Origin of the sequence: uncultured Negativibacillus sp., assembly GCF_944388365.1 — a bacterium.
In the GTDB taxonomy this organism is placed as follows: domain Bacteria; phylum Bacillota; class Clostridia; order Oscillospirales; family Ruminococcaceae; genus Negativibacillus.
Genome location: NZ_CALXIN010000130.1, coordinates 1 through 4,368 on the forward strand (window position 1 = coordinate 1; position 4,368 = coordinate 4,368).

The window sequence follows — 4,368 nt, forward strand, 5'->3', positions numbered from 1 at the left end:
CCTTTATTATACAGCATCTTTTTTGAAATTTCCATTACCCATTTCAGGGGTCAAAATGGGTAATGGGAGCGGCTTTGATTGCAAAAATATACCGAAATTTTGCATAAAAAAGAGGGAAAACTCTGTGTTTTCCCTCCCATTTATTGTTTTGCCAATGTGAGCATCTCTTTTGCGTTTTCCATGGCGGTATCGGTGAGATTGTCGCCCGAAATCATCCGCGCAATTTCCTCGACCCGCTGCTCCTCGCTGAGCAGTGCGATGCGGGTAAAGGTTCTGCCCTGCTCCTCCTGCTTGTGGATGAGCAGATGATGGTCGGCAAAGACGGCGACCTGTGCCAGATGGGTGACGCAGATGACCTGCCGGTTGCGCGAAACCTCGCTTAACTTCTGACCGATCTTCTGGGCAGCCTTGCCGCTGACGCCGGTGTCGATCTCGTCGAAGATGGCGGTCGCGATCTGGTCCTTTTCGGCCAGCACATTTTTAATCGACAGCATCACGCGGGAAAGCTCACCGCCCGAGGCGATTTTTGCCAGCGGCTTTGGCTCCTCGCCGGCGTTGGAGCTGATTAAAAATTCCAGCTCATCCTGACCGTCGGGCTTCCAGCCGCTGCGGCCCGCGCTGACGCTCAGACGCACCGAAGGCATGTTGAGAAATTCCAGCTCCTTTTTTACCCGCGACAAAAACTCCTTTGCCGCGCGGTGACGCTGGGCGGTCAGCATATCGGCTGCCTCCTGCACCAGCGGTTTTAAGCGCAGATATTCCGCCTGCAATTCCTCGGCCTTTTCCTCCGACAGGGTAAACTGTTCCAGCTGTTCCCTGCTTTTTTGCAGGTACTCCAAAATCTCCTCCACCGAGTTGCCGTACTTGCGCTTGAGCTTATGGATCAAATCCAGCCGTTCCTCGATCTGTTCGAGCTCCTCGGCGCTGTAATCGACCCTGTCCAGACAGCTGCTCAAATCGCTGCCGCAGTCGGCGATTTCATAGCCGATCTCCTCCATGCGCACCGAAAGCTCGCCAAGCTGCGGCAAAAAGTGGGCGAGCTTGCCCAGATTGCCGGTCAGCTCCTCAAACTGCTGCACAATGCCGGGCATCTCCTCTTCTCCGTCCAGCAGCTGTTTGGACTGACTTAACAGCTGGATGATCTTTTCGGCATTGGCGATCTGGTCGCGGCGCAGCGTCAGTTCTTCTTCCTCGCCTGCGCGCAGATTGGCGCGCTCGATCTCTCCGACCTGATAGGTGAGCAGGTCGATGCGCTGCTGCTTTTCCCTGTCGCGGCGGCTGCACTGTTCCAGCCGGTGGCGCACATCCAGAATCTGTTCGTACAGCACGCGGTAGTTTTGCAGATACCCTTCCAGCTGACCGAACTGGTCGATGTAGCTGATGTGGTTTTCGGGAACCAGCAGCTTGTGGTTGTCCTTTTGCCCGTGGATGTCGATGAGCAGCGTGGCGATCTCCCGCAGCAGCTGCACCGTTGCAGGACGGCCGTTGACCTTGCAGATATTTTTGCTGCCGATCTCGCGGGAGAGCAGCAGGCTGTCGTCGTCCATCTCAAAGCCCAGCTCCTCAATTTTCTGGCAGACATCCGGCCGCAATCCGGTAAAGAGAGCCGAAACGCAGGCGGTGTCCTCGCCGCTGCGGATAATATCGCGGGAGAGGCGCGCACCCAAAACGCCGTTGATTGCCGACACCAGGATGGTTTTGCCGGCGCCCGTTTCACCGGTAAACACATTAAAGCGCGGACCGAAGTCGATGGTGGCCTCGGAGATCACGGCGATATTTTTGATGTACAACTGTGACAACATGTTGGATACCCGCTACTGTGCCAGTTTATTGAGCTCTTCTGTGATGCTCTGGGCATATTTTTCGTCCTTCATCACCAGCAGGATGGTATCGTCGCCGGCAATGGTGCCGACCAGACCGTCCCAGTGGATCGAATCCAGCGCCGCACAGGCAGCGTTTGCCATGCCGGTGTAGCATTTGACCACCACCAGATTCTGTGCATAGACCACGCTGTTGACAGCCTCGGAAAAGATGGCGTGGAACTTGAACGAAAGGTCCGCCTTGCTGTTTTTGTCGCTGTGGATGGTGTAGCGATAGGTTCCGTCGGTGCACTGTGTCTTGATCAGACGCAGCTCCTTGATGTCGCGGGAGACGGTCGCCTGGGTCACGCTGAAGCCTTCTTTATTCAGCCGATCCTGCAGTTCCTCCTGGGTATCAATCTTATATTCCGAGATCAGTTCCAGAATTTTAGCATGACGTTTCGATTTCATTTCTATCCCCTCCCAATAATTTTTTTGTTCAGTTTTTCATAGTAGCTCTTGGAGCCGAAGTTGACAAACTTGACGTATTTTTCATCCTTGGAAATAACAACGCTGTCGCACGGGTCGATGCGGATGCGCGCTTCTCCGTCCGACGACATGTACAAAACCTCGGAATTGTTGATGTACCTTCCCCGTACAGTGAACACCTCGTCCGAAGCGTAGAGGATCGAACGGGAAAACAGCGAATATGGACAAATTGGCGTGATCGAGATGCACTCGATGGACGAATAGACAATCGGTCCGCCGGCGCTCAGCGCATAGGCTGTGGAGCCGGTAGGTGTGGAAAAGATCAGTCCGTCCGCACGATAACAGGTGGTGAATCCGTTTTTCATCTCGACGCTGATGTCGACCATCCGGTCCGACTCTCCGCGGGAAAAGACCACGTCGTTGAGCGCGGAAATTTCTAAGCGGCGGTCCGGTTTGATGACCGAAGCGTGCAGCATCATTCGCGGCTGGATGGTGTAGCGTCCCTCCACCACATCCTTCAGTTGATCCAGCGCAGTATACTCCATCTCGGTCAAAAAGCCCACCCGTCCGGCATTGATGCCCAGCACCGGACAATCCAGCTGTACCGCATGGCGGGAGGCGTGGATCAGTGTTCCGTCGCCGCCGATCGAGATAATCATATCCACCGGCCCTCCGTGATACGGCTTGACGGGGATGTCTGCAAAGGCAGCCACCTTGTCCTCGAACAGATAGCAGCTGCATCCATAGCTATCCAGCTGGCGGACAACCTCGCAGGTACATTCAAACGCATTTTTCTTCCCCAGATTGGGGATCAGCAGAATATTCATCGGTTTCCTCCCGTCGTCCTCGCCACTAGAGATTCTCATGAGCTTGACTCACAACCTGTGCGATCAGTTCCTCGGAGAGCACATTCTCTTCTCCGCCCTTCTGCAAAAACAGCAGATACTCGATGTTGCCTTCCGGTCCCTTGATCGGCGAATAGTCAAGTCCGCGCAGCGCAAATCCCAGCTCGGCTGCACAGCCAGCCACCTTTTCGATCACTTCGCGGTGGATGGAGGGTTCCCGAACCACTCCTTTTTTGCCGACCTTGTCCTTGCCCGCTTCAAACTGAGGTTTGACCAGGCAGACCATCTGTGCGCCTTCCCTGAGCAGACGCCACGCCACCGGCAATACCAGCGTCAGCGAGATAAACGACACATCCACCGAGATAAAGTCCACCGGTTCGGGAATCTGCTCGTCGGTGACATAGCGGATGTTGGTGCGCTCAAGGTTGACAACGCGCTCATCGTTGCGCAGCGACCATGCCAGCTGTCCGTAACCGACATCCACCGAGTAGACCTTGACAGCGCCGTTTTGCAGCATACAGTCGGTAAAACCGCCGGTCGATGCGCCGATGTCGATGCACACACAGCCATCCAGCGAGATTGGAAAGACCTGCATGGCTTTTTCCAGTTTTTTTCCGCCGCGGCTGACATAGCGCATCGTTTCGCCGCGAATTTCAATCTTATCGTCGTCCTTGATCTGGGCGCCGGCCTTGTCCGACTTCTGCCCATTGACGTACACAAGCCCTTCCATGATGACAACCTTCGCCTTCTCACGGCTTGCGATCAGTCCTCTTTCCACCAAAGCGACATCTAAACGCTGTTTCAAATGCGTTCCCTCCAAAAAAATCTATCCCAGCCATCGCAGACAGCTGTCCGCGATGCCATTGGCATCCAACCCAGCCAGAGTGGTTGCCCTTGCCACTGTTGCCTGCTCGATAAAGCGATTATCCACAGCAGCAATCCGGTATCTTCCTTTATAATCCTGTTCCAGCAGAGCCTGACCAAACAGTTGGCCGATTCCGCCATTTTTGATGCCTTCCTCCACAAAAAAGACATCCTGTGCTTTCAGCGCCGCCTGTACCGCCTGCTGTGGCAAAGGCAGAATGCGTCCAAGCTTTATCACTGCCGCCGAAATTCCCTGCTGCTGCAACAACTCCATTGCAGAAATCACCTCTGAGCAGATGCGCCCATAGGTCACCAGCACCACCGGCGCCTGCTCCTCTCCGAACAGCTGCCAGTCCGCCTTCGGGTCGAAG

5 protein-coding genes are annotated in these 4,368 nt (G+C 54.9%); all 5 read right to left on the reverse strand.

The genetic code is table 11. The features are described 5' to 3' along the window. Positions 1-140: 140 nt before the first annotated feature. Entirely contained in the window at positions 141-1,802 is a 1,662-nt protein-coding gene (gene recN / locus Q0L39_RS10875) for a DNA repair protein RecN (protein WP_296629126.1), read from the reverse strand. A 12-nt stretch (positions 1,803-1,814) separates the two neighbouring features. Further along, a complete protein-coding gene (gene argR, locus Q0L39_RS10880; protein WP_296629127.1) occupies positions 1,815-2,270 on the reverse strand; it encodes an arginine repressor in 456 nt (151 codons plus the stop codon). Between the two features lie 2 nt (positions 2,271-2,272). Next, a complete protein-coding gene (locus Q0L39_RS10885; protein ID WP_296629129.1) occupies positions 2,273-3,115 on the reverse strand; it encodes an NAD(+)/NADH kinase in 843 nt (280 codons plus the stop codon). 25 nt (positions 3,116-3,140) lie between these two features. Further along, positions 3,141-3,938, reverse strand: a complete 798-nt coding sequence (locus tag Q0L39_RS10890; protein WP_296629131.1) for a TlyA family RNA methyltransferase — start codon at positions 3,936-3,938, stop codon at positions 3,141-3,143. Positions 3,939-3,959: 21 nt separating this feature from the next. Beyond that, on the reverse strand, positions 3,960-4,368 hold a 409-nt coding region (locus Q0L39_RS10895; protein ID WP_296629133.1), incomplete at its 5' end, for a transketolase C-terminal domain-containing protein.